Genomic DNA, 24,715 nt, shown 5'->3' with positions numbered 1-24,715 from the left:
TTTTATAGTTTCTCAATTACAATGGCTGAAGCTCCGCCACCACCGTTGCAGATACCGGCAGCGCCATAACGACCGTTGTTTTGCTGTAAAACATTCGTTAGCGTCGTTACGATTCGGGCACCTGATGCGCCCAGCGGATGGCCGATAGAAACCGCTCCGCCGAATACATTTAATTTTTCCTGGGGTATCGCTAAGACCGTACTGAATGCAAGTGGAACAACTGCAAAGGCTTCATTCACTTCAAAAAAATCAATATCGTTGGCGGTTAACCCTGCCCGTTCGAGTGCAAGCGGAACCGCTTTGGTTGGCGCTGTTGTAAACCATTGCGGTTCTTGTTCCGCATCGGCATAGGCCACAATCCGGGCCAACGGTTTTACGCCCAACTGGTCGGCCCGGTGGCGGCTCATAATAACCAGTGCCGAAGCGCCATCGCTGATTGGCGACGAACTGGCGGCCGTTACGGTGCCATCCGCTCCAAAGGCTGGCTTCAGCGTTGGGATTTTATCATAGATGACGTTTTTGTATTCTTCATCTTCGCTTATGGTGATTGCGCCTTTGCGGCCGGGCACTTCTACCGCAATAATTTCAGAACCAAAACGACCGTTCTGCGTATTGGCCTCCGACCGCTTATACGACTGCACGGTGTAGGCGTCCTGTGCTTCCCGGCTGATGGCATACTGGCGGGCCGTCTGATCGGCAAAAACGCCCATGGCGCACTGGTCATAAGCATCAACCAATCCATCGCGGGCCAGCCCGTCAACTAATTCACCATTGCCGTATTTATAGCCAAAACGAGCTTTTGGAACATAATAGGGGGCATTTGTCATGCTTTCCATACCACCCGCCACCACAATATCGGCTAGCCCTAACTGAATGCTCTGGGCCGCCAGCATAATGGCTTTAGCCCCCGAAGCACACACTTTATTGATGGTGGTGCAGGGAGCTGTTGCGGGTATGCCCGCTTTAAGGGCCGCTTGCCGGGCGGGAGCCTGCCCAACATTGGCCGACACTACATTACCCATATATACTTCCTGAACCAGATCGGCCGACACTCCGGCGCGGGTTAGGGCTCCCCGAATAGCCGCAGCCCCCAGATCGGTAGCCGACAGGGTTGAAAACACACCACCAAACGACCCGATAGGCGTTCGCACAGCAGAAATTATTACGACTTCGTTCATAGTCACTAGTTGTTAATGGAGCGAGCCAGGCGGCTTAGCGCTAGTACCATAACAGAAAAAGGGGCTCAATAAGTTGTCGACTTACCAGCGGCTGTTATTAGCTGCCTTTTTGGTAGCAGCATGCCGGGCCGACTGTGTTAATGCATAGGGCAGATCATCGTCCTGCATTGCATTGAGTAACTGTAGAGCCTGTTCTTCTGTCAGATCCAGTCGTTGAAAACGATGCAGTAGTTCGTCCTGACGGTCAGATCGCTCGACCTCTCGTCCGCCCGAAGGTTGAGTCAGGGTCGTTGTCTGCTGTTGTTTTTCAGAAAGTTGCCGATGGGCTTTGGGATCAGGCAGTTTCTGAGAAAACTGTTTTTTTATTAATTCAAAATCGAAGCGCGCCGGTTCGTTATCCGGATTTTCGAGCAAAGCCTGTTCAAACAGCATCAATGCTTTTGCTGTATCCTGCTGTAAACAGGCAATAACCCCCAATTGTGTAGCCGCAGCGGTTCGTAAATCAGGACGATCTGAACTCAATAAAGCTTCGTATTGAGCACGAGCTTTGTTGTATCGTTTCAGGTGGAAATAAGTATGGCCCAGATTCAGGCGAACGCCCGGATCAATAGTGGTTGTAATACGACTCAAGTTTGCATATAAATGCATGGCACGTGTATAGTCGCCAGCCTTATAGGCTGTTTCAGCTTCTTTACGAGCCTCATTGTTTCGGGAAATCTGATTTAGTGAGTGAGGTGTATCCCACCAGAGCCAGACCGCAATGAATAAGTAGATCATACGTCAATAGCGTATCGGTCGCCAAAAATAAGGCGAAACTTTGAGATGCTCTTATAACCTAAAAGTTCTTACCGTTATAATCACGTCAAATGCGAGGAGAATCAGGGCCGCTAACAGAAAATAAACGTACTTGTTTGACGAAACCGATACCCGATTCTGGTCAATGCGAAGTCCATGTTGGGTTAATAGGGTGCTGGTAATTTGCCGAACGTATTGTCCATCGTTTGTTGATTCGATGTATTGCCCGCGACTGTTTAGCGCTAATTCCTGAAGAAAGGATCTGTTTAACTGGCTGCGCACAATTTGCCCGGCATCGTCGCGGATAAAATCGTGACCTTCCCGAATCGATGATCCCTGATCGGTACCAACGCCTACCGTAATCATTGGTATGCCAGCCGTGCGAAGTCCGGCTAATTCGGGACGGCTACAGGTTCCAAAATTTTCGCCATCGCTAAATAGCACAATGCTTTTGGCAGTAAGCAAGGTTGAAGAATCGGTCAGAAATTTTTGTCGGGCGAGTTCAATAGCTGAGCAGAGGTCGGTGCCACCCATATCTGATTTTCGGGTGCGAATATCCCGCACGAAACGCTTGAGCGCGTCATGGTCGGCCGTTAATGGCGAGAGAACAAATGATTCGCTGGCGGCTACAATAAGGCCAAAACGATCGGTTGCCAGGGTATCGCAAAGTTGCTGAATGCCATATTTAACCCGTTCGAGCCGGGTTGGTACCGCATCGGTGGCATCCATCGAACGCGACACATCGATGATCAGATAAATATCGCGGCCAGTTGTGGTGGTGTTTTGATCGACTTCGCCAAAGGAAGGGCCGAGCAACGCAATCAACAGCAAAATGAGATAACTACTGCGCAAAAAAAATTTAGGAATAACTCCCCAGGCCGACGTGTTGAGTTGCTGAGCCAGGCTGAATGTGCGAAAAATATAGAGCCCATACAGCACGATAAATAAGCCAATGAAAAAAAAATCAGTTTTTGATAACGAGTACAGCCAATTCATGAAACGCAATAATTAACCTGACGATGACGGAGTTGCACATCGGAGGGCAGCATTTGGGAGGGGCGAAAATAATAATTCTTAAAAGATTTTCTGGGTTACCTCTTGCTGTAAACGAAAAATCCCTCTACCTTTGTGTCCCAATCATCCAGCGAACGGATGAACGGCTACGGAGAGATGCCTGAGAGGCCGAAAGGAACAGTTTGCTAAACTGTCGTACTGGTAACGGTACCGAGGGTTCGAATCCCTCTCTCTCCGCAGGAGCGCTTTTAAGTTGATGATCAGTTTAAAAAGCTCGACTTTCGGGGTGTAGCGTAGCCCGGTATCGCGCCTGCTTTGGGAGCAGGAGGTCGTAGGTTCGAATCCTGCCACCCCGACTACACAAAACCGTCAAATCAGCCCGATTTGACGGTTTTTTATTTATGCCCTGCCTATTGGCAGCCGGGCGGCAGTAGATTCATTTGTTTCAGGCATTCTCTATAAAAATACTCCCTTTAGCGTGTGTGTTAGTAGGCACCTAAGGCGAAGAATACTGACTTGAACAATAATGAATCGTTTAACGAAAGTAGGTTTTTTCCTGGCGCTGCCAATTCTATTGGTAGCCTTTCGGCTGGCTCCCGTTGATTTTAAGGCGACTTCACGCCCCAATATCATCGTTATTTTCTCCGATGACCATGCGTTACAGGCAATTAGTGCCTATGGAAGTCCGTATGTTAAAACACCCAACATTGATCGTATTGGACGCGAAGGAGTGGTGTTTACCAATATGTTCTGTACCAATTCAATTTGTGCACCGAGCCGAGCTACGCTACTGACGGGGAAATACAGTCATATCAATGGCCACCGTGATAATTATACGACCTTTGATGCCAGTCAGCCGATGTTTCCAAAATATCTTCAGGAGGCAGGTTATCAAACTGCCTGGATCGGAAAATGGCACCTGAAAGCAAATCCGCATTACTTCGATTTTTGGGAGATACTGCCTGGTCAGGGGTTGTACTATAGCCCCAATTTTATTCAGATGGATGGTAAAACTGTTCGCAGGGATGGTTATGTCACAAACCTGATCACCGACGACGCGCTGAATTGGATCGAAAGCGGACGCGATGCCTCTAAACCGTTTTGTCTGGTTATTGGTCACAAAGCACCCCATCGCGAATGGCTACCCGATACCACGGACCTGCATGCATTTGATGGAAAAACGTTTCCGATGCCATCGACTTTTTATGATACATATGAAGGCCGATTGGCAGCGCAGCATCAGGATATGCAGCTTGCCACACCAACCATGCGTCTTGGGCTCGATCTGAAAGTCGATATTGATACTATGCCCATTATTAAACGTATGAACCCGGCGCAACTTAAAGCCTGGAAAGCCTATTATGATCCACGTAATGAAGCATTTAAACAGCAACATCTGACCGGAAAAGCGCTTGATAACTGGAAATATCAGCGATATATGCATGATTACCTTGGTTGTGTATTGTCGGTGGATCGCAACGTGGGGCGGGTACTAGACTATCTGGACAAATACGGTATGTTGGAAAACACTGTTGTTATGTATTCGTCGGACCAGGGGTTTTATCTGGGCGAACATGGCTGGTTCGACAAACGATTTATGTATGAAGAATCGATGCATATGCCACTGCTGGTGCGTTATCCACCCAAAATCAAGCCGGGTACAATAACCAGCGATCTGTTTATTAATACTGATTTTGCTCCAACTATTCTACAAATGGCGGGTGCGCCCATTCCGTCCGACATGCAGGGTAAATCGTTTCTACCATTACCCAAAGCGGGTAAAGGACGCAAGGCAGTGTTTTACCACTATTACGAATATCCCGCCGACCATCGGGTATTGCCGCACTTTGGTATCAGAACAGATCGATACAAGCTGATTTATTTCTACGGGAAAGGCGAATCTTGGGAGTTTTTCGATCTAAAAACCGATCCCAATGAGATGCATAATACATACAGTAATTCCAAAAATGCGACCATCATCCGGCAGTTGAAAACTCATCTGAAAAAGCTGGCCAGCGATTATAAAGACACAGAAGCTGTTGAGATGCTGACCAGGGCAGGGGTTTGAACTCTGATGGATACGACAAGTCAATCATACTAGGTCGCCAACAAAAACCGCCGGGCTAGTTGGGTCCGGCGGTTTTTGTTACCAATGTCGACAACGTTTATTTACCCTGTGCTATAGACTTTTGTGACACAACTTGCACTGGACCTAACAGACCGGAGGGCAGCAATGGCGAGTTAGCCTGATAGAACGGCATAGTGGTAAACGTAATTTTGTTGGTTATGCCGGGTTGTGCATCGCCAATCAATCGGTTTACCCACAGGTTTGTGACCTCAATCTGCACCGAATTGTTGCCGGGCTTTAGTGCTGGTGTGATATCCAGTCGAAAAGGATGTTTCCAGACGGTGCCCATGCGTTTGCCATTGACCACGACTTCTGCAATGTTTTTTACGTCGCCCAGGTCGAGCACATACGAAACCGCTTTGTCTAGTTTAGGAATCGAAAGCGAATTGTTGTAAGTCGCCGTACCTGAGAAATAGCGAATGCCTGCGTCGGGGTTGTCGGTCCAGGAGGCTAGCTGGTTGAGCGTGGCAGTTGGTGGCGCTCCCCGCCCTTCCTGAAAACTGACTTTCCAGGGTGTTTCAAGCCGGGCAACAACCATTTCGGTAACGGTTGGTTTGGTATAGGCCGTTGTAGTAGTTTTATCACCAAACACGATAAAGTAGGCTTCCCACGATGAGAAGGTAAGAGGAATCGTTGTCCGCCCTGCTTTGATCTGATAGGAAACCGGCTCGGTTTTGCCCGTTTGTGGGTGCCATAGCATGGGCACTTTTCCCGTTATGCGGAAACTGATTTCGGCATTATTAGCAGTATTGCTCCGGTTATCGAGCCAGTAAATATCCGCATCCGCAGTTTGGCGATGTAGGTATAGAATGGGCGCTCTGGCTCCAGATATGGCAACATCCTGATCAATGCCCATACCGTTCAACACATCAGCTACCAGGCGGTTCGATACCGTTGGCTTTTGCCAGATTTCATTAGCCAATTTTGTGAACTCTGCTTCATTATCGCGCATACTGGGCGAACGCTCTGGTTTTGCTCCCGCGACTACCAGACCGGCATTGACCAGTTCGCCTAGCTTTTTCAGTACCGGAAGGGTCATATAGCGGGCGCTGCTGTCGAGTAACAGCAAGCGGTAGGTTTGCCCGCTGGGCGCTACAATCCGACCGTTCTGGAATCGCAGGTCGTTGAGCAGGGCGGTGGCATTGACATAATCGAAGGCGTAGCCAGCCGGAACAGTCGATAGCTTTTTAGTAAACAACGAAGTGATGTTGTTATTTTCTCCATAATAATAGAGCACATCAATCACGGGCTTACCCTGTTGTAGCAGGTAGCAACTCCGCCCCAGATAGTCCATCCAGGGTTTGGCCTGTTCGGCCCAGGTTTCCTGTCGGGTGAAATACTGACCAAAAGGCCCCAGCGAAAATCCCGGTTTTTTGTCGTCGAGCGGCTGATGAACCGATGTATGAATCACAAACCGATTCAGGCCCGACGCCATTTCCAGATCGGCCGTACGTTTCAGTTTTTCGGGATGAAAACTAAACGCATTGCCGACTGAGGTCATTGACTCGGCTGCTACCAGATTCTGACCGTAGATATGCGCTACCGAAGCAGCTTCCCGAATGTCGGCTTCGCTGCGAACCTCTTCGTTGGCTCCACCCGCCAGGCTGCCGGGCGTCCACATGGCCGACATCGGAATATCGGCTTTACGTTTCACATCCATGCCGTCGGCCAGGTAAATCCGCTTGTTCTCGTGCGATTCGGTATAGCGTTTCATGCCACGCTGTTTTAGCGCATCGCCAATCACTTCGTAGTGGTTTTCAACGATCAGTTCGCCGATGGTTTTCCGGAAATCCCACAGGAATTTTTCGCTGGCTTCTACACTACCAACAACCCGGCCCGTCAGTACCGGAATCCAGGGTTTCAGATCATAGCCCCGGCGTTTGGCAAATTCGTCGGGCAGGGCTTTGGTCCAGGTCATGTGTCCGGCTTCGTAACTATCGAGCACCATGTATTGTAGCCCTTTAGTACCCATCAGTCCGCCGGTGGCGTCTTTATACATGTCGAGGTACGTGTTTATGTATTGTTTTACGGCAGTACCATCGAGTTTGTCGACTTCCAGACCCGTGGCTTCGGGCGAGGCCGGATGGTTCTGACGTCCGGTTAGCGAATAGCCTAACCGAATGATTGCCCAGTTACCAGCCGGAACGGTCCAGTTCAGGCTACCATCTGCACTCATTTTACTGGTCAGGTCAATTATTTTTTCGCTGGCTATAGCATCGGGTACGGTTGTGGTTGGCATGGATGCTTCTTCTTTCCAGGGGCTAAAACCGGCTTTGTCTTCGAACAGGTTGATGCGACTGGTTGGATACAGGACCAGTTCGGCTACATTGACGCCTACGGGTTTGCCTGGTTCGGCTTTGCCGCCCATCAGGGCAGCAAACATATTTGCTTCGGGAGATAAGGTTTTGAACGCAAAGCGGAAGTATCGCGCTGTGGTGGGAGGAATGCTCATCGTATTCTGCGGAACCGTACTGCCCGGAATAGCCACAACCTCCCGAAAAATAACACCATCGTCGCTGACTTTCAGACTCCGGTTTTCGGGACCGCCATTAAACTCTTCAAGACCACTATGGTTGGCACCTACGATGGAGAACGCCCGAAAAGTCTGTGGACTATCGAAGGCATATTGAATCCATGTGTCTTCGCCTACGTTGGCAGGCGGCAAATAAGTGGTTGTGTTTAGATTGCCGTCGGTTAACTGGCCAAGATTGAACGAACCCCCACTCGATGTTACGGTTGGCTTTAGTTCGGCCAGTGTTTTGTCCTGCGGAGGCAGTGGATAGGCAATCACCAGTGCATCCTGATAATAGTTGGGTAGTTTCGGTGCCGGGCCGCCCATGATGCCTGCACTGGTTAGCCCCACATCCTGAAACTTGCCGGTTGTAGAAGGTGGCTGGGGTAACTTGCCGGAGAACAGTTGGCCTCCTGTTACGCGGGTTTCGGTCCAGACGTATTTTTTCATGGCATCGGACGGTTCTACCCATGGACCTCCCGTTACGCTCCAGCCCGGAGAACCCGCAATGGCCATTTCGAGACCGAGCTTATCGGCCTGTTGAGTTGTAAAGCGAAAGGCATCTTTCCAGTCGGGGGTCATAAAAACCAGTTTTTTGGCGACGACCTGGGGGGTAAACAAACTGGCGTCGAAATTCTGGAAACCGCCAATACCAACGCGATGCATCCATTCCAGATCTTTCTGAATACCTTCTTTGGTTATGTTGCCGTTCATCCAGTGCCACCACACACGGGGTTTGGCGCTGTTGGGAGGAGCTTCAAAGCCCTGGCGGAGCTGATTCTGGGCCACCACTGCCAGAGCCGCTGGCGTTAGGAGCGCAATCAATACATATTTTTTCAGCATGATAAGGTTATGGAAATAGGAGGATTAGATAGAACATCAGCAATATAAAGGCACTCAGAATAATTACTAACCTGCTGTCTCCTGCTTGTTTCGGGCTAAACCTAAAAGGTTTTTGAAACCTTTTAGGTTTGTTTACACCAATGACTAATTTTCCATAACAATCAATACAAACCACATGAATGTATCGAACAACAAAATCCTGATTACTGGCGGTGCCTCCGGTATCGGTCTGGGACTGACCGAGCGGTTCATCCAGGAAAACAATACCGTAATCATCTGCGGTCGGCGCGAAGACATGCTTCGGGAAGTAGCCGACCGATTACCCAACGTTATTACCCGCCCGTGTGACTTGTCGGTGGCCGATGAGCGCCAGGCGCTTTACCAATGGATTGCCGATGAGCACCCCGACCTGAATGTGTTGATCAACAATGCCGGAATGCAGCAATGGTTGTCGATTACCGACGGCGATTTTTTTGAGCGGGCGAAGACTGAAATTACCGTCAATATTGAGGCACCGTTGCACCTGACGGCACTGTTTATTAACCTGCCGTCGCTAACGACAATTCTGAACGTAACGTCGGGTCTGGCCTTTGTGCCATTAACGAAAGTGCCAGTTTATTCGGCTACTAAAGCGTTTTTTCGCTCATTCACCCTTTCGTTGCGGCATTTGCTGATACCCCGAAACATCGAAGTAATTGAAGTGATTCCACCTGCTCTGAATACCGATCTGGGCGGTAAAGGTCTACACGACCATGCGCCACCCGTAAGTGGATTTGTCGACGCGGTGTTTGCTCAATTAAAAGAAGGAAAAACCGAACTAACGTACGGTTTTAGTGAGGGAATGGCTAAGGCGACGCCCGACGATTTGAACGCTGCTTTTAGCCGGATGAATCCTGTTGGCTAAAGGAAACAATCAACTAACCGGAAGAACAATACCGGTGGGGCTATTCACTATTCTTTACAAACTATAGAACGGATTGTAGAACAGGAAGTACCTATATTTGCGGGCTACTACACGCCAGGGGCTTTGGTGTTAGTTCGTTGCCAGAGGACTACCGTTTTTCGCTATCGTTAATGAAAACGACGGATGACAACAAATGAAGGTCTGGTAACCAATGAGTAGGAGCGTCCATAAGCAGTTCTTACTAAAGCAAAACGTAGGATTTATAGTCTAACAAATCACATCATAATGACAGAATCTGCAGATATAGGCCTGATTGGTCTTGCCGTAATGGGTGAAAACCTGGTGCTTAACATGGAAAGCAAAGGGTTTACGGTAGCCGTTTTTAATCGTACGGTTGAGAAAGTCGATCACTTTATGAACGGACGGGGAGCCGGAAAAAACTTTATCGGTGCCCACTCCATCGAAGAACTGGTAGCTTCGCTGAAACGACCCCGTAAGGTGATGATGCTGGTAAAAGCCGGACAGCCCGTCGATGATTTTATTGAGCAGATTATCCCACATCTCGAACCGGGTGATATTATTATCGATGGTGGTAATTCGTATTTTCCCGATACCATTCGCCGGACCAAATATGTTGAAAGCAAAGGTTTCTTATACATAGGAACTGGTGTTTCGGGGGGAGAAATTGGTGCGTTACACGGTCCGTCGATGATGCCGGGAGGAAGTGTGGCGGCCTGGCCATATGTAAAAGATATTTTCCAGTCGATTGCGGCCAAAGTAGACGACGGTACGCCCTGTTGTGACTGGGTCGGTAGCGACGGTGCCGGACACTTTGTGAAAATGGTACACAACGGCATCGAGTATGGCGATATGCAGATTATTGGCGAGGCTTATCAGGTTATGAAAGATCTGCTGGGCATGAGTGCCGATGAAATGCATGAGGTATTTAAAAAGTGGAATACTGAAGAGCTGGACTCCTATCTGATCGAAATTACGGCCGATATTATGGCCTATAAAGATGAGGACGGTACGCCAATGGTCGATAAAATTCTGGATACGGCCGGGCAAAAAGGCACTGGCAAATGGACTGGAACGGCTGCTCTGGATCAGGGTATTCCGCTGACGCTGATTGGCGAATCGGTATTTGCCCGCTTTTTGTCAGCACAGAAAGACTTACGGGTGGAAGCCTCGAAAGTACTCAGCGGACCCAAGCCCGAATTTTCGGGCGATAAGGCCCAACTGCTCGACGATTTGAAAATGGCATTATACGGCGCCAAAATCATTTCGTATGCGCAGGGGTACAACCTGTTTATGGCGGCTGCTAAAGAATATAACTGGCAACTGAACTACGGCGATATTGCGCTGATGTGGCGGGGTGGTTGTATTATCCGGTCGGCGTTCCTGGGCGACATCAAAAAAGCCTTCGATAAAAATCCTGAGCTACCGCACCTGTTGCTCGACGATTTCTTCAAGGAGAAAATCGAAGCCGCGCAGGCTGGCTGGCGACGTGTATGTGCGGCTGCATTGAGCAACGGAATTCCGGCTCCTGCGCTCACATCGGCGCTTTGCTATCTGGATGGTTTCCGCAGCGAATGGCTACCCGCCAACCTGCTGCAAGCCCAGCGCGACTACTTTGGTGCGCATACCTACGAGCGGATCGACAAACCACGCGGCCAGTTTTTCCATACGAACTGGACGGGCGAAGGTGGCGATACCGTATCGACGGCGTATAATAGCTAAACTGCTACCTAAGCAATAGAACGCGGTTTATTATGATCCATCAGTGTGTATTGTGAGGATCATAATAAACCGCGTTCTATTGCTTAGGTTAAAAATTTATACGAGCAGACTTTCATTAGGTATGATGATCGTTATTCGCTCTCAATTCGCCCGCATCGCTCTTTTTGTTAGTCTGTCGGCTCCATTCGCTGTGGCTCAGCCACATACTCATATCATTCATCCGCTGAAACTGGAGCAGGTGAATGTAAACGACCTGTTCTGGAGCCCGAAGCTGAAGGTTTGGGATTCCAGAACGGTATACGACGTATTCGATAAACTGGAAGGGAACTATGAGCCCGACCGCAAAGATCTAATCGAAGAAAAAGCCAAACTCGGCCGGACGCGCAACGCTTTCCTGAATTTCGACCTGATAGCGCAGGGAAAGAAAAACACGGGCCAGCACGACGGACCGCCCTGGTATGATGGACTGGTGTATGAAACGATCCGTGGCGCTGCCGACCTGCTGGCCGAATACCCCGATCCAAAACTGGAGCAGAAAATAGATGTCTATATCGATCGCATTGCCGCAGCGCAGGCTGTTGATCCAGATGGCTATCTGAACACCTACACAACACTGGTAAAACCCGAGCAACGATGGGGGACCAACGGCGGAGACGATAAGTGGCAGCATGATGTATACAATGCCGGTATGCTGATCGAAGCGGCTGTGCATTACTACAATGCCACGGGCAAAACTAAGCTGCTCGACGTAGCCACTAAATTCAGCAACTTCATGTATCAGGAAATGGGGCCGTTTCCCAAAAAGAACGTTATCCCCGGACACGGCGGCCCCGAAGAAGCCATCCTGAAATTGTATTGGCTATTTAAAGACGATCCGGCGCTGAAAGCGAAGATGAGCGTGCCGGTCAATGAAAAGCAGTATTACCAACTCGCGACGTTCTGGATCGAAAATCGGGGTAACTACGGTGACAAAAACGGCCAGCATACCCGTAAAAGCGATGAATCGTATAATCAGGACCACATGTCGGTTTTTCGGCAGAAGACCATCGAAGGTCATGCTGTTCGGGCTACATTGCTGGCAACAGGCGTAGCCGCAACGGCGCTTGAAAACAACGACCCGCGCTATGTGGAAACGGCCAATAACTACTGGGACAACATGATTGGCAAGCGGATGTTCATTACGGGTGGCGAAGGGGCCATTGCTGATGGTGAACGATTCGGGAAAAACTATTTTATGCCCGAATCGGCTTATCTGGAGTCCTGTGCAGCTATCGGCTCGGCGTTTTTTAGCCAGCGCATGAACGAGCTGGAAGCCGATGGCAAATACATCGATGAGCTGGAACGGGTGCTCTACAACAATCTGCTCTCCAGCGTGTCGCTTCAGGGTGATCATTACTTCTATGAGAATCCTCTGGTAGCAACCGATCATCACCGTTGGGCCTGGCATAGCTGCCCCTGCTGCCCGCCGATGCTGCTGAAAATGGTGTCGGCTATGCCGGGGTTCATCTACGCCTACGACCAGGATGCCGCCTATGTGAACCTGTTCATCGGTAGTCAGGCCAACCTGATCGTTGCCGGCACTGATGTTAAACTGAAACAAGTGACGAATTATCCCTGGAAAGGCGAAACGATCATTGAAGTTGATCCGGCATCGAACAAGGCATTTACGGTGAAGATGCGGATACCGGGCTGGGCGCACAATCAGGAAAATCCGTTCAATTTATACACGTCTGCCGTTGGGGAGCCCATAACGCTGAAAGTAAACGGGAAAGCCATAGCCGTGGAGCTACAGAACGGATATGCAGCTATCCGCCGAACCTGGAAAAAAGGCGACCGCATCGAACTTGCCCTGCCCATGCAACCCCGAATTGTATCGCCCAACGATTCAATTGAGACCATCAAAGGAAAGGTGGCGCTGGCATCGGGCCCTATCGTCTACGGTCTGGAAGGCATCGACAATCCCAACCTGAACGATCTCCTCTTGCCTGCCAACACCCCCCTGAAATTAACGTTTCAGCCCAAACTACTGAACGGTGTCAACGTAATTACTGGTCAGGCCACCGATAAGAATGCGAAGTCAGTAGCGTTTACGGCTATCCCGTTCTATGCGTTCGGCAATCGCGGTGTTTACCCATATAAGGTATGGGTGCCGGAGACAGGGAAGTGAGTCATCTATTTTTATATGAACGGACAAGAGCAAATTAACGACTATATAACTAGTCAGCCTGAACCAAAACATAGCGAGATGAAAGCGTTGCATCGCATTATTCTGGACGTTATGCCAGCTTGTAAATTGTGGTTCCTGGACGGTAAAAACAGTGACAATAAAACGGTTGCCAATCCCAGCATAGGCTATGGATCTTATACCATAACCTATGCCAATGGTAAAACCAAAGAGTTTTATCAAATTGGTATGAGCGCCAACACGACCGGAATCTCTGTTTATATCATGGGTATCGCAGATAAGAATTACTTACCCCAAACCTATGGTAAAGAAATAGGCAAGGCGAGCGTGAGCGGGTATTGCATTAAGTTCAAAACGCTAAACGATATAAACGTTGGAGTACTCGAAGCGGCAATACGAGATGGTCTGGCTGCGTAATGTTTAAATGTATGTCCGGATAAACATAGTGCCGCTTATAGGAAAATTTCACAAAGGAGAAGATGAATAAAGGGTTTGACCAGAAATTGAAACTTCTAGGGTTATGCTTACTTATATATTTCAGGTATTTCACTGTCAATCGGAATTGACCTATCACAAGACTTTTCGTTTACAACCAATTCTCAGCCTTCTTTAAACAAAAAGCCATCACCACCTCAATCTTGATCCTTTCCATGAAACCCAATTGCTTGCCATTTATAGCCTGCCTGTTGTTTGCCTTTACCTTAAAAGCACAAAGCAATCGAGTCCCCTCAGCCCAGACCAATGTTCCGATGGATTCCATTCGGTTGAGCGACCCGTTCATTCTGGCTGATCGGCAAACAAATCTCTATTACATGACTGGAACCGGGGGGCTGCTCTGGAAAAGTAAAGACCTGAAACTTTGGGATGGCCCCTACAAGGTGACCAAAACCGATCCGAACTCGTGGATGGGGCCGAACCCAATGATCTGGGCAGCCGAAATTCACCCCTTCAAAAACAAATACTACTACTTTGCCACCTTCACCAACCGCGCCGTCAAAATCGATACCGTCAACGGTCGGGAGATCGAACGGCGGGCGTGCCACGTGCTGGTCAGCGATAAACCCGATGGCCCGTATATACCGATGCCGGATGCTACCTATCTGCCCGCCAATATGCCTACGCTGGACGGCACGTTTTGGGTCGATAAAAACGGTAAACCCTACATGGTGTATTGCTACGAATGGTTGCAGAACCTGAACGGAACCATCGAAAAAATTGAACTGAAACCCGATCTGAGCGGCACCATCGGCAAAGGACAAGTGTTGTTCCGGGCCAGCGATTCGCCCTGGAGCCGCGAGAAAGACGATAAGGGCAACGACCGCCCAAACAAGGTCACAGATGGCCCCTACCTGTTTCAAACCCAAACCGGCCGACTCGGAATGATCTGGACGAGCTGGATCTATGATGTATACACCCAGGGTGTTGCCTACTCAAAAAGTGGGACGCTGGATGGCCCCTGGACTCAGGAAAAAGACCCCATTACGCCACCTAATTACGGGCATGGTATGTTGTTTCATACGCTCGATGGTAAGCTGCTGATGTCGCTGCATAGCCATAAGAGTGTAAATGGCCGTACTGTTCGTGTGCCGCATCTGTTCGAAGTCGATTTGTCGGGCGATAAGCTGGTGCTTGGTAAACCGTACAAGGGTTAGGGGTGTTGGGCATAGGGCAAGGGGTAAAGGATTTGGATAGTTGATGTGTTTCTCTGACTTCTGACCTTATACCCTTCGCCCCTTGCCCTATGCCTTTGTAAGCCAAAAATCAATATATTGGAAAGCGGAAGCAGCCTTGGTACCTGCTTTGGGGATAGTCATATTCTACTTCTTTGACAATGATTGAACAGGTTACGTTTTATCTGGGAACAACACTAGTCATGGTGCTGCTGATCATTCTGGCACAACGAATTAAAGTAGCGTATCCGGTATTGCTGGTTATGGCAGGGTTGGTCATTAGTTTGATTCCAGGTATCCCGGTACTCGACATGGACCCAGAGCTGATCTTCATTATCTTTTTACCTCCGCTGCTGTATGAAGCCGCCTGGTCGACATCCTGGAAAGAGCTTTGGAAGTGGCGACGGATTATCCTTTCATTTGCCATTCTGGTTGTTTTCGTAACGGCGTTGAGTGTTTCGCTGATTGCCTATCATTTTATTCCTGGCTTTACACTGGCGCTGGGCTTTTTGCTGGGCGGTATTGTGTCGCCACCAGACGCAGTGAGCGCAGGGGCCATCATGAAGTTTGTTAAGGTGCCCAGGCGGTTGTCGTCGATTCTGGAGGGGGAAAGCCTGCTCAACGATGCGTCTTCGCTGATTATCTTTCAGTTTGCCGTAATTGCTGTTTCAACCGGTAAGTTTGTTGTGCAGGATGCCCTGTTGAGTTTTTTGTGGATGGTAGTTGGCGGTGTGGGTATTGGCCTGCTGGTTGGCTGGCTGTTTATGAAGATTCATAAAGTGCTCCCCGACAATGTCGATATTCATCAGGTACTGTCTATTCTTGGACCGTATGCCATGTACATTGCGGCCGAAGAAGCACATAGTTCGGGCGTGCTGGCAACCGTAAGTGGTGGGTTGCTGATGTCTTACCACCGATTCGGTTTTTTAAGCGGCCAGGCCCGAATTCGGGGTTATAATTTCTGGAGTACTATCTCATTCATACTGAACGGCCTTGTGTTTATTCTGATTGGGCTCGATCTGCCACAGATTGTTTCGGGTTTAGGCGACACCAGTATTCGGGAAGCCATTGGCTATGGTGTGCTGATTACGGTTGCTCTGGTTATTGTCCGAATTTTATCCTGTTATGGTGCTGTCGTTACCACGCTGGTTATGCGAAACTTCATCACCGTGGCCGATACGAGCAATCCGGGCTGGAAAACGCCCTTGCTACTGGGCTGGACAGGTATGCGGGGAGTAGTTTCGCTGGCTGCCGCCTTATCCATTCCCATTCAACTGGGCAACGGAACCGCTTTCCCGCAGCGAGACCTTATCCTGTTCATTACGTTTGTTGTAATTTTTCTGACGCTGGTTGTACAAGGCCTTACGTTACCCTTCTTTATCCGGAATTTCGGGTTCGCCGAGCTGGATTACACAAAGCCCGAGGAGAAGGTAGATGCCTTCATTGAGAAACAGTTTGCCGAACTGGCACTGCAATACATGCAGGAACATCTGACAGAAGAAGAACTTGCCCAGCCTGCTTATAAAAAGCTGATCAAGACAAATTCGTACCGATTATCTGCCAATGGAACTCCCGATGTAAGTGAGCATGTAAAGGACCTGTACCGGCATATTCTGGATCGGCAACGGCAGTGGCTGATCGAAAAAAACCGAACCACCATGACCCTCGACGAAGACATTGTTCGCAAGCATCTTTATTACCTCGATCATGAAGAAGAACGGCTGCTGCTGCGCTAACGTTATTAATATCGACAAACGGTTTTGTATATGGAATTGCCTAAAACAGCGTGTAGAGGTGAGCGCAATCTGCTCAAATTGTTGACTGTAGTTGTAATACTGCTTTTACTGACGGTTTCTTTTGGTAAAAAAGCGATGGCACAAGAAAAAAAGCAGATGGTCAGACTGGCAAAGATTAAAGTAGACCCTTCGCAACTGGCAGTGTACAACGCTGCTTTAAAAGAGCAAATGACTATGGCTGTTCGCGTTGAACCCGGTGTATTGACGTATTATGCGGTTGCCGACAAAAACGATCCGGCGAGTATCACAATCCTTGAAATTTATGCCGATACAGCCGCCTATAAGCGGCATATAACCACACCTCATTTCAAGAAATACAAGGAGACCGTAAACAATATGGTTAAGTCGTTGGAGCTTGTTGACGTTACGCTGATTAGTTCGGCCAAAAAGCCGGGTATGTAGCATAGCGCGACCACTATTTTGTTGAAATGGTGTTGCCCATTTTTACACCATCGCTTCTTTATTATATTTCGTTTTGTATTCTATGGGCGATAGACCCGTGATTTTTCGGAACACTTCACGGAACGCTTTAACATCGGAATAGCCAACCTCATACATTACCTCATTGATGGTTTTTCGGGTGGATTCAAGCGCTTTTTTGGCCGATTCAATTTTAACCCGTTGGGTATATTCAATGGGTGTATTGCCCGTAGCTTTAATAAAGCGTCGGTCAAAGTTCCGTCGGCCTACGGCGAACAGATTTGACAGGTAGTCGATGGAGATTTTCTCCTGAAGGTTGCTTTCTATGTAATCCTGAGCCTTTTTAATTACTTCATCGCTATGCTGTTTCTGGCCTGTAAAGATGGCAAAGGCTGACTGGCTTTGCCGGTCAATCTCTATCTGGAAAAGTTTAGAGCAGTAAATGGCGGTTTGCCGGTCGTAATATTTCTCGATCAGATAAATCAACAGGTTCAGGAAAGAGTACGCGCCCCCATTCGTGTAAATGCCTTTTTCGTCCGTAATAAGCCGATCGGGCTGAAGATTCACGGTTGGAAACAGTTGCCGGAATGTGTCCACTGCCGCCCAGTGCGTCGAGCACGCCCGGCCGTCCAGCAAACCGGCCGATGCCAGCATAAAGGCACCCGTACAGATAGTGGCTATTTCGGCACCGCGCTTATAATGTCTGGCAATCCACTCAATAAGCAGGCTGTTGCTCTCCATTGCCTGATGCATATTATGATTCAGGGACGGAATAACAATGAGGTTAGTTTTGGCGATGGCTGCAATGTGGGTGTGTGGCTTCACGGTAAACAATTGGCCTTCGAAGTCTATTGTGGGCGAAATGCCCGCCAATTCGATCATAAACAGATCATTCCGGCCAGAGGCCTTCCAGTAGGCATTTGCTCCCGTAAACAATTCGTAAGCCCCAACAATGCTGCTCAGGTTATTCTGGCCATCAGGGACAAGTATCGTAATGTGTTTCATGCCCTTTTTTTATTGTAAAAATAAAGGTTGATTTTGTCCAGATCAACCCGTTAGAAAGTCTATTTTACACCCTCTCAAATCCCGGTTTAGACAATAATTTTGCCTTCGTAAACATAGTTGATGAACACAAAAACGACAACGCTAATGACTCCATCCGATTTTACGACCATTCTGCTGACCGACCAAAGCCCAGACATTGTATTCGATGCCATCAATAACGTACGCGGTTGGTGGACTGAGAACCTGGAAGGAAACTCTCAGCATCTGAACGATGTGTTCGAGGTACGTTTCGGTGATGTGCATTATTCCCGACAGCAAGTAGTTGAGATAGTTCCTGCCCAAAAAGTTGTGTGGCTCATTACGGATAGCCGTCTGAATTTTATCAGCGACAAAAGCGAGTGGACAGGTACCCAGGTTGTTTTCGATATTACCGACAAAGGCGGACAAACCCAGCTTCGTTTTACACATGAGGGATTAAAACCTGAGATAGAATGCTATGGAGCGTGCTCAAATGCCTGGGGTGGTTATATCCGCAACAGCCTGTTCAACCTGATTACCAAAGGCGAAGGACAACCTGCTAACTAACTAACTGAATGAGTGATTTGCTGGCGCAAGCTCAATCTCTCATTCACTTCATTCACTCAATCAAAATGTGCCATGAAAAAGCTAAATGGAAAAAAAGCAGTAGTAGTCGGTGGCAGTCGTGGTACGGGACTAGCTATCGCTAATGCATTGGTCGAGGCAGGGGCTACCCTGTTAGTCGTTGGCCGAAATGAAACGTCGCTGGCAGAAGTAGCCGCTTTGTTGCCGGATATACAAACACTGTCGGCCGATGCTACCGATGAAACAACCATTACGGCCATTTTTCAGGATGAACCAGATATTGTTGTGCTGGCCGCTGGTGCAATGCCACCCTATAAACCTCTGCAACAGTTAGACTGGGATACATTCAGCACAAATTGGAATACAGATGTAAAAGCTGCCTTTCTCATTGCCCATTATGCACTTAATGCACCCGTTAAACCCAATACGCTGGTAGTGTTCATTGCCAGCGGAGCCGCATTGTTTGGTTCGCCCATTTCGGGAGGGTACGCAGGCTCAAAACGAACGCAGCTATTTCTTGCCAACTACGCTCAGGAAGCGTCGAATCGGCTAAAACTAGGGTTGCGTTTTCTGACTCTTGCTCCATTTCGACTGATGCAGGATACCGGCGTGGGCGATGTTGTTATTCCGGCCTATGCTGCGTATAGCGGTATGTCGGAGAGCGATTTTAAAGCCCGAATGAGCCTGCCCCAAACGAAAGAAGACGTTGCCGCGAGTGTTGTCGCTATGGCTATTCAACCTCCATCCCTGGAAGAAGGAAATGCCTGGTTTGTGACAGAAAAAGGTGTACTGACCGAACCGAATCTAAGAACGATGATGGGAATGTGAGACGTTTACCCCCTAAAATCAGCAATACGGCTGGGCCTCTCACTAAGGAAGTCTTGAGGGAAGAAAAATCATTTCCCGATAATCAGTTTCCGATGGGCTAACCCCCAGTAGTGTAGTTCTTCGATTACTTTCTCCAGCGACATGCCGTGTGACGTGATGGAATATTCTACGGTTGGCGGGAACGTATCATAGACGACTCGTTTCACCAATTGATTTCCTTCCAGGCTTTTCAATTCCTTCGATAGTGTTTTATCGGTGATTCCATTGACTTCCTTGGCTAGCTGCGTAAATCGTTTGGGCCCCGACGAGAGAGCGAATAGGATCAGCAACTTCCATTTGCCTTCCACCGCATCTAACGCATCCTTAATCGACAGCATTGTTTTGGGGCATCTGTCTCCGTTCAGCATTTCTTTTCCTGTTTCTGGTCTGCGTTACTATCCTGTTGGCTAGTACTATCCCGCCAGGATAGTGCTTTCCTGCCTATAGTAACGCAAACTACTTTTGTTCCATTCATAAAAATTACGGCAGAATGGAATATCAACAGAAATCTTCACGAACGATACATATAACGCTATGGGTTGTGCAATTCATTTTAGCGGCCAGTTTTGTCTGGGCGGCCTGGATGAAGTTGTTTCAGTCGATCGGCAGTTTATCGGCCATGTGGCCCTGGACGGGTCAGGTGCCGCTGGGGCTGGTTAAATTTACCGGAATCGTGGATTTTCTGGGAGCTATGGGGCTTCTGTTGCCCTCGCTGCTTCGCATTCGGCCGGGCCTGACGCCCCTAACGGCGATGGCTATACTTGTTCTTATGCTATGCGCCAGCATTTTTCACATCATGCGGGGCGAAGCATCGCTCATTGGAGCCAATATTGTTTTTGCTAGTATGGCCGCTTTTATAGCCTGGGGTCGATTTACAAAAGCACCGATTGCATCGGAATGAACGAAATGGCTACAACAAGCATAGATTTGGCTACAGGCCTGAGTTCTGAAATGAAGAATATTGTATTTTAAAGCAAATTCACAGGTTGCACCATGTCAGACACAGGACCCCGCCGATTTAAGACCATCGCTGAATTTCACCAGTCCAGAGGGTTGCCCAAACCCGACCATCCACAGATTAGTGTTATCGACGTGGCCAGCATGCCGCATTTTCTTGAAAAAGAAACGGGGCTGGTAAAGGATTTTTATTCCATCGCACTGAAACGGAATCCTAATGTTCGAATGAAATATGGGCAACAGGAATATGATTTCAACGAAGGGGTTATGTTTTTTATGGCACCGGGTCAGGTGCTTCGCATTGAGGTCGACCAGGACTCGCCCGTGCAGCAGTCTGGCTGGATGTTGCTGGTGCATCCCGACTTTTTGTGGAATACATCGCTGGCCAAAACCATCAAACAATACGAGTATTTCGACTATTCAGTCAATGAAGCACTGTTTCTTTCCGAAAAAGAAGAGATAACCATTGTCAACATCATGCAGAATATTCAGCAGGAATATCATTCGCCCATCGATCAATTTAGCCAGGGGGTTATCATTGCCCAACTGGAATTGCTGCTGACGTATTCGGACCGGTTTTATCATCGCCAGTTTATCACCCGAAAAATTGCGAACCATCGGATTCTGGATCGACTGGAGAGCCTGCTGGCCAACTATTTCAACAGCGATCAGTTAGTGACGAAAGGCTTGCCCACAGTTCAGTTTATTGCTGAAACATTAAACGTATCGCCCAATTATCTGAGCACTCTGCTAAAAGTACTGACCGGCCAAAGTACGCAGCAGCACATTCATGATAAGTTGATCGAAAAAGCCAAGGAGAAACTGTCGACAACCGATTTGTCGGTCGGCGAAATTGCCTATACATTGGGGTTTGAGCATTCGCAGTCGTTCAGCAAATTATTCAGAAACAAAACCAATCTGTCACCACTCGAATTTCGGCAATCGTTCAATTGATCCATACCGAAACGACTACAACAAGCATAGATTTGACTACAGAAACCAAGTCTGGCGTATCGACTTTTGCGTAACAACAAAAGCGAAATAACAATGAAAATTGTAGTAACGGGTTCGTTAGGCCATATTGGTAAACCATTGACCTGGGAGTTGCTCTCGAAAGGGCATTCGGTAACGGTCATCAGCAGTAATTCTGAAAAACGGGCTGCCATTGAAGCTCTGGGCGCTACGGCCGCCATTGGGTCGGTAGACGATGTTAATTTTCTGACCACTGCCTTAGCCGATGCCGATGCCAACGCTATTTTTGCGATGGTACCGCCCAACTTTGCCGAAACGGATCAGGTAGCGTATTACCGCCGAATTACCGGCAACTACGTACGGGCAATTGCACAGACGGGAGTGGAGCGGGTGGTTCTGTTGAGTAGCTACGGGGCGCATCTGGATAAAGACACGGGCTTTATTCTCGGTGCTCATCATGCCGAAACCATTCTTAATACGCTGCCCGGCAACATAGCCATTACGCACCTGCGGGCGGGCTATTTCTACTATAATCTGTTCGGATTTACTGACATGATTAAAAGCGCTGGTTTCATCGGAACCAACTATGGCGGTGATGATCTGATAGTGCTTGTTGCTCCTGTGGATATAGCGGCTGTGGCTGCGGAAGAGTTGCTAAAACCCGCTACCGGCATAACCATACGGTATGTAGCCAGCGATGAGCGTACGGCTAGCGAGATTGCTCAGGGATTGGGGGCCGCCATTGGTAAGCCAGATTTACAATGGCTTGTTCTGACCAGTGAGCAAATGAAGGAGGGGATGGAAATGCGAGGACTGCCTGCACACGTAATTGCCAGCTTTGTAGAGTTAGGAGCCAGCCTGCATAGTGGAGATTTGCTGAACGATTATAACCAGCATAAGCCAGTCTTAGGCAAGGTAAAGCTGGAGGATTTTGCCCGCGAATTTGCTGCTGCTTTTTAAGCAAGAACCAGGGGCTTAAGGGGCGTCTCGAAAGGGGCGGCCCTTATTTTTTATAGCAAGAAGACCTTAAGCAGTTGTTTGCGTTAGCGATTTGATGGCAACGGCTTACGCAGGCAGAAACAGGTTGTGGGCAGAAGTCGTAAACTTGTAGCATCAAATTATAACAGCTTATATAACCATTCGCTTGGCAGCACTCTTCGAACAGCTTTCCTTAATTGTCATATATGCAGGCATTGCACAAGGGATTTTTGTGACTCTGTTGCTAAACAACAAGAGCGTTCGTGGAAGCCGGGCTAATTGGTTTCTGTCGGTGCTGTTGCTGGCCATGTCGTTCAGTGTCCTGCACACGATGTTTGCGGGCAGGGTCATTACGCACTTCGCCATCAAATCGTATGCGCTGGGCGATCCCAGTTTTTTCCTGATCGCTCCGTTGCTCTGGTTTTATGTCCAGGAACTAACCGGCCGTCGGGTTAGGCTGTCTTTTCAAACAGTGGCGCATCTGTTTCCGTGTATTGTTTCTGCCTTTTTCTCCTTATTTCTGACCCATTTTTCGATAGCCAATCCGCTGATTGATTACCTGAATGGCCATCGGTCCTGGAGTTCGGGAGTGTTCTGGTTTTGTATGGTTGTTCAGTTTTCTGCCTATCTGTTTTTTATTCATAAACGATGGCTGACTTACCAGAAACTGATTGAGCAGGAAGTGTCGAATACCGAAAACGTGAGTATTGGCTGGGTGCGGTTTTTTATGGGGGTTTTTCTGGCCATTACCCTTACTTTCCTGCTCATGTTGCTTAATGTGATTCATCATGGCACTATGTTCTGGTCGGGTCGGACTATTGCGGTCATTTTCTCGCTGTCGATTTTTGCGCTGGGCTACAAAGGCATTCTCCAGAAAGAAATTTTTAATAGGCCCATCACCGGCAATCAGCAGGTGTTGCCAGAGCCAGCATCCGAAACACCCGCCAAAAAGCCGGAACAACAACTCATCGACCGCCTGCTGCAATACATGGCCGATGAAAAACCTTATCTCGATCCTGAACTAACCCTGAGCGATCTGGCAAAACGACTGCACATTAGCCGAAGCGTACTCTCGCAATTGATTAATGAAGGTATTGGCGATAACTTCTACAATTTCGTCAACCGATACCGGGTCGAGCAGGTAAAAGCGTATATGAACAACCCCGCCATGAAGCACCTGAATCTGCTGGGACTGGCGCTGGAAGCTGGCTTCAAATCTAAATCGACCTTCAACCTGATCTTCAAACGCTTCACCGGTCAAACGCCAAGTGAGTATCTGAAAAGGAATGATTGAATTGTTGAATTAGCTAGTTCTTCAATCGCAACGGCGGAGCGTAATTCAATCACTCAATCACTCAACAATTCAATCGTTTTTTACGTCCATCTGGATGTAGCTAGACGACTGCTGTGCTTTTGTTTGCGAGAATTGCCCAAAAAACAACAAGCAAAGTGCAACACAAAACGATAATCGAACTAGCCGAGGTAACAAAGACTTTTACACTGGCATCCGGTACATTTCAGGCGTTAAAACGGGTCTCGCTCACAATTTCGTCGGGCCAGTTGGTGGCCATAACCGGCAAATCGGGTAGCGGCAAATCAACACTACTCAACATCATTACTGGCATCGACAAACCTACCGCAGGAAGCGTACTGGTGAATGGCGTTCGGATCGATAAACTGTCGGAAAGTGCGCTGGCATCCTGGCGCGGCCAGACTATTGGTGTCGTGTTCCAGTTCTTTCAGTTGCTGCCAACGCTGACTATTCTGGAAAATGTGATGCTACCTATGGATTTCTGCAACACCTACCCGAAGGCTGAGCGAAAAAGCCGGGCCTTGCAATTATTAGAACAGGTCGACATTCGTGAGCAGGCCAACAAGTTTCCGTCGGCACTTTCGGGCGGGCAGCAACAACGGGTAGCTATAGCCAGGGCGCTGGCCAATGACCCGCCGATTCTGGTAGCCGACGAACCTACCGGTAATCTGGATTCGCAAACGGCTTCGGCTATTTTTCAGCTCTTTGCCAAACTGGCGCGGGCCGGTAAAACGGTTATTGTGGTCACGCATGAGAAAGAGTTCTCGACCCGGTTTGAACATACTATTGCTATTGCCGACGGTGTCATTACAGATTCAACGGCGGTATCCGCTTAA

21 protein-coding genes and 2 tRNA genes are annotated in these 24,715 nt (G+C 48.5%); 17 read left to right on the top strand and 6 right to left on the bottom strand.

Annotated elements, in window-relative coordinates; translation table 11 throughout:
* Nucleotides 1-2 precede the first annotated feature (2 nt).
* From WBJ53_RS23855 to WBJ53_RS23845, 3 genes are all read right to left on the bottom strand, one after another.
* Nucleotides 3-1,178, bottom strand: coding sequence for an acetyl-CoA C-acyltransferase (locus WBJ53_RS23855; protein WP_338870855.1), 1,176 nt, complete (start codon nucleotides 1,176-1,178; stop codon nucleotides 3-5).
* An 81-nt stretch (nucleotides 1,179-1,259) separates the two neighbouring features.
* Entirely contained in the window at nucleotides 1,260-1,955 is a 696-nt protein-coding gene (locus tag WBJ53_RS23850) for a tetratricopeptide repeat protein (RefSeq protein WP_338870852.1), read from the bottom strand.
* A 51-nt stretch (nucleotides 1,956-2,006) separates the two neighbouring features.
* Nucleotides 2,007-2,969 (bottom strand): VWA domain-containing protein, encoded by a 963-nt coding sequence (locus WBJ53_RS23845; RefSeq protein ID WP_338870850.1) that lies wholly within the window; start codon nucleotides 2,967-2,969, stop codon nucleotides 2,007-2,009.
* A 168-nt stretch (nucleotides 2,970-3,137) separates the two neighbouring features.
* Here WBJ53_RS23845 and WBJ53_RS23840 point away from each other — a divergent pair.
* The 3 genes from WBJ53_RS23840 to WBJ53_RS23830 all read left to right on the top strand — a co-directional run bounded on the left by WBJ53_RS23840 (nucleotide 3,138) and on the right by WBJ53_RS23830 (nucleotide 5,055).
* Nucleotides 3,138-3,224, top strand: a tRNA-Ser gene (locus WBJ53_RS23840).
* Between the two features lie 45 nt (nucleotides 3,225-3,269).
* A tRNA-Pro gene (locus WBJ53_RS23835) sits at nucleotides 3,270-3,343 on the top strand.
* Nucleotides 3,344-3,513: 170 nt separating this feature from the next.
* The gene (locus WBJ53_RS23830; RefSeq protein WP_338870848.1) at nucleotides 3,514-5,055 is read left to right on the top strand and encodes a sulfatase; all 1,542 of its coding nucleotides are present in this window, start codon (nucleotides 3,514-3,516) and stop codon (nucleotides 5,053-5,055) included.
* A 97-nt stretch (nucleotides 5,056-5,152) separates the two neighbouring features.
* Here WBJ53_RS23830 and WBJ53_RS23825 read toward each other — a convergent pair whose 3' ends face one another.
* Nucleotides 5,153-8,470, bottom strand: a complete 3,318-nt coding sequence (locus WBJ53_RS23825) for a glycosyl hydrolase (protein WP_338870846.1) — start codon at nucleotides 8,468-8,470, stop codon at nucleotides 5,153-5,155.
* Between the two features lie 175 nt (nucleotides 8,471-8,645).
* Here WBJ53_RS23825 and WBJ53_RS23820 point away from each other — a divergent pair, with 175 nt between their 5' ends.
* From WBJ53_RS23820 to WBJ53_RS23790, 7 genes are all read left to right on the top strand, one after another.
* Nucleotides 8,646-9,374: an SDR family NAD(P)-dependent oxidoreductase gene (locus WBJ53_RS23820; protein WP_338870845.1), complete on the top strand. Its 729-nt coding sequence runs from the start codon at nucleotides 8,646-8,648 to the stop codon at nucleotides 9,372-9,374.
* 285 nt (nucleotides 9,375-9,659) lie between these two features.
* A complete protein-coding gene (gnd, locus tag WBJ53_RS23815) occupies nucleotides 9,660-11,114 on the top strand; it encodes a decarboxylating NADP(+)-dependent phosphogluconate dehydrogenase (protein WP_338870843.1) in 1,455 nt (484 codons plus the stop codon).
* Between the two features lie 121 nt (nucleotides 11,115-11,235).
* Nucleotides 11,236-13,281, top strand: a complete 2,046-nt coding sequence (locus WBJ53_RS23810) for a beta-L-arabinofuranosidase domain-containing protein (RefSeq protein WP_338870841.1) — start codon at nucleotides 11,236-11,238, stop codon at nucleotides 13,279-13,281.
* Between the two features lie 15 nt (nucleotides 13,282-13,296).
* The gene (locus tag WBJ53_RS23805; RefSeq protein WP_338870839.1) at nucleotides 13,297-13,716 is read left to right on the top strand and encodes a DUF1801 domain-containing protein; all 420 of its coding nucleotides are present in this window, start codon (nucleotides 13,297-13,299) and stop codon (nucleotides 13,714-13,716) included.
* Between the two features lie 233 nt (nucleotides 13,717-13,949).
* On the top strand, nucleotides 13,950-14,951 hold the full coding sequence (locus WBJ53_RS23800; protein WP_338870837.1) for a glycoside hydrolase family 43 protein: 1,002 nt from the start codon (nucleotides 13,950-13,952) through the stop codon (nucleotides 14,949-14,951).
* A gap of 179 nt (nucleotides 14,952-15,130) precedes the next feature.
* Entirely contained in the window at nucleotides 15,131-16,705 is a 1,575-nt protein-coding gene (locus tag WBJ53_RS23795; protein WP_338870835.1) for a Na+/H+ antiporter, read from the top strand.
* A 30-nt stretch (nucleotides 16,706-16,735) separates the two neighbouring features.
* Nucleotides 16,736-17,167, top strand: a complete 432-nt coding sequence (locus tag WBJ53_RS23790; RefSeq protein WP_338870833.1) for a putative quinol monooxygenase — start codon at nucleotides 16,736-16,738, stop codon at nucleotides 17,165-17,167.
* A gap of 42 nt (nucleotides 17,168-17,209) precedes the next feature.
* Here the strand turns inward: WBJ53_RS23790 and WBJ53_RS23785 are convergent, their stop codons facing one another.
* The gene (locus WBJ53_RS23785; RefSeq protein WP_338870831.1) at nucleotides 17,210-18,190 is read right to left on the bottom strand and encodes a helix-turn-helix domain-containing protein; all 981 of its coding nucleotides are present in this window, start codon (nucleotides 18,188-18,190) and stop codon (nucleotides 17,210-17,212) included.
* 120 nt (nucleotides 18,191-18,310) lie between these two features.
* On the opposite strand from WBJ53_RS23785, the gene WBJ53_RS23780 reads away from it, so the two are divergent.
* Both WBJ53_RS23780 and WBJ53_RS23775 read left to right on the top strand, forming a co-directional pair.
* Entirely contained in the window at nucleotides 18,311-18,775 is a 465-nt protein-coding gene (locus tag WBJ53_RS23780) for an SRPBCC domain-containing protein (RefSeq protein ID WP_338870829.1), read from the top strand.
* 72 nt (nucleotides 18,776-18,847) lie between these two features.
* Nucleotides 18,848-19,621, top strand: a complete 774-nt coding sequence (locus WBJ53_RS23775; RefSeq protein WP_338870827.1) for an SDR family oxidoreductase — start codon at nucleotides 18,848-18,850, stop codon at nucleotides 19,619-19,621.
* 68 nt (nucleotides 19,622-19,689) lie between these two features.
* Here the strand turns inward: WBJ53_RS23775 and WBJ53_RS23770 are convergent, their stop codons facing one another.
* On the bottom strand, nucleotides 19,690-20,028 hold the full coding sequence (locus tag WBJ53_RS23770) for a helix-turn-helix domain-containing protein (RefSeq protein WP_338870825.1): 339 nt from the start codon (nucleotides 20,026-20,028) through the stop codon (nucleotides 19,690-19,692).
* 173 nt (nucleotides 20,029-20,201) lie between these two features.
* Between WBJ53_RS23770 and WBJ53_RS23765 the strand changes: the two genes are divergently transcribed.
* The 5 genes from WBJ53_RS23765 (at nucleotide 20,202) to WBJ53_RS23745 (ending at nucleotide 24,715) form a co-directional block, all read left to right on the top strand.
* On the top strand, nucleotides 20,202-20,561 hold the full coding sequence (locus WBJ53_RS23765) for a DoxX family protein (RefSeq protein WP_338870823.1): 360 nt from the start codon (nucleotides 20,202-20,204) through the stop codon (nucleotides 20,559-20,561).
* A 92-nt stretch (nucleotides 20,562-20,653) separates the two neighbouring features.
* On the top strand, nucleotides 20,654-21,571 hold the full coding sequence (locus WBJ53_RS23760; protein WP_338870821.1) for a helix-turn-helix transcriptional regulator: 918 nt from the start codon (nucleotides 20,654-20,656) through the stop codon (nucleotides 21,569-21,571).
* 93 nt (nucleotides 21,572-21,664) lie between these two features.
* Entirely contained in the window at nucleotides 21,665-22,549 is an 885-nt protein-coding gene (locus WBJ53_RS23755) for an NAD(P)H-binding protein (protein ID WP_338870819.1), read from the top strand.
* 184 nt (nucleotides 22,550-22,733) lie between these two features.
* Complete coding sequence (locus WBJ53_RS23750; protein ID WP_338870817.1) at nucleotides 22,734-23,861, top strand: AraC family transcriptional regulator; 1,128 nt, start codon at nucleotides 22,734-22,736, stop codon at nucleotides 23,859-23,861.
* A gap of 155 nt (nucleotides 23,862-24,016) precedes the next feature.
* Nucleotides 24,017-24,715, top strand: coding sequence for an ABC transporter ATP-binding protein (locus WBJ53_RS23745; protein ID WP_338870815.1), 699 nt, complete (start codon nucleotides 24,017-24,019; stop codon nucleotides 24,713-24,715).

It is taken from the genome of Spirosoma sp. SC4-14 (assembly GCF_037201965.1).
GTDB lineage: Bacteria > Bacteroidota > Bacteroidia > Cytophagales > Spirosomataceae > Spirosoma.
Note: the sequence above shows the minus strand (reverse complement) of the source record. Positions and strands in the feature narration are given on the sequence as shown.